This window comes from Pseudomonas sp. NPDC089530 (assembly GCF_050280705.1).
Classification (GTDB): Bacteria; Pseudomonadota; Gammaproteobacteria; order Pseudomonadales; family Pseudomonadaceae; genus Aquipseudomonas.
On the sequence record NZ_JBNNVU010000208.1, the window covers coordinates 1 to 1,589 of the forward strand.

General features: G+C 66.1%; 1 protein-coding gene. It reads left to right on the top strand.

Annotation, left to right across the window (positions count from 1 at the left end; all coding sequences use genetic code 11):
• A partial coding sequence (locus ACQKQA_RS30310; protein WP_427564798.1) for a type VI secretion system tip protein VgrG occupies positions 1–1,589 on the top strand: 1,589 nt, incomplete at both ends.

The window sequence follows — 1,589 nt, forward strand, 5'->3', positions numbered from 1 at the left end:
GAGCTGGTCAGCGCCCAGGCCGCCCTGGACCTGGAAAGCCTGCTGCACAAGCCTGCCTTCCTGCAGCTGGCAGCGAACGGCACCGGCATCCACGGGCAGATCTACCGCGTCGCCCAGGGCGACTCCGGCAAGCGCCTGACCCGTTATTCGGTCACCGTGCGCCCGCACCTGGCCTACCTCGCGCACCGCATCAACCAGCGCATCTTCCAGAACCTCACGGTGCCGAAAATCATCGGCCAGGTCCTCGAAGAGCACGGCATCCAAAGCAACGCCTACGAATTCAAGACCGGTTCGGTCTACCCCGAACGCGTCTACTGCGTGCAGTACGACGAGTCGGACCTGCATTTCATCCAGCGCCTGTGCGAGGAAGAAGGGATCCACTACCACTTCCAGCACAGCGCCGACAGCCACAAGCTGGTGTTCGGCGACGACCAGACGGTGTTCCCGAAACTGGCGCCGGTGGCTTACCAGCAAGACTCCGGCATGGTCGCCAACGACCCGGTGATCAAGCGCTTCGACCTGCGCCTGGAAGCCCGCACCAGCCGCACCACGCGCCGCGACTACGACTTCGAGAAACCGCGCCTGACCCTCGAAAGCGACGCCAAGAGCGAGCTCAAGCCGGACCTCGAGGATTACGACTACCCCGGCCGCTTCGTCGACCGCGAGCGCGGCAAACACCTGGCCAAGCGCGCCCTGGAACGCCATCGCAGCGACTACCAGCTGGCCGAAGGCAAGAGCGACCAGCCGCTGCTGGTCAGCGGCCACTTCCTGGCCCTGACCCAGCACCCCAAGGCCAAGTGGAACGACCTGTGGCTGCTCACCGAAGTCATCCATGAGGGCAAGCAGCCCCAGGTGCTGGAAGAGTCGGTGACCAGCGACACCACCGCCCTGAAGGGCGACTTCCACCAGGGCTACCGCAACCGCTTCCAGGCCACGCCCTGGGACGTGCCCAACCGCCCGCCCCTGGCCCACCCCAAGCCGCGCATCCTCGGCAGCCAGAGCGCGGTGGTCACCGGGCCCAAGGGCGAAGAGATCCACTGCGACCCATACGGCCGGGTGAAAGTGCAGTTCCACTGGGACCGCGAAGGCCAGGCGGACGACAAGACCAGCTGCTGGCTGCGGGTGTCCTCGGCCTGGGCCGGCGCCCAGTACGGTGGCATCGCCATCCCGCGGATCGGCATGGAAGTGCTGGTGACCTTCCTCGAGGGCGACCCCGACCAGCCGCTGATCAGCGGCTGCCTGTACCACAAGGAAAACGTCGTCCCCTACGACCTGCCGGCGAACAAGACCCGCAGCACCTTCAAGACCCTGAGCAGCCCCGGTGGCGGCGGCTACAACGAGCTGCGCATCGAGGACAAGAAGGGCCAGGAACAGATCTTCCTCCACGCCCAGCGCGACTGGGACGAGAACGTCGAGCACGACCAGAAGATCCGCGTCGGCAACGAACGCCACGACACGGTCGAGGCCAACAGCTACAGCGAGTTCAAGGCCGAGGAACACCACACCGTGCACGCCGACCGCAAGGTCGAGGCCCGCGCCAGCGACCATCTGACCGTCGGCGCCAACCAGCACATCAAGATCGGCACCGG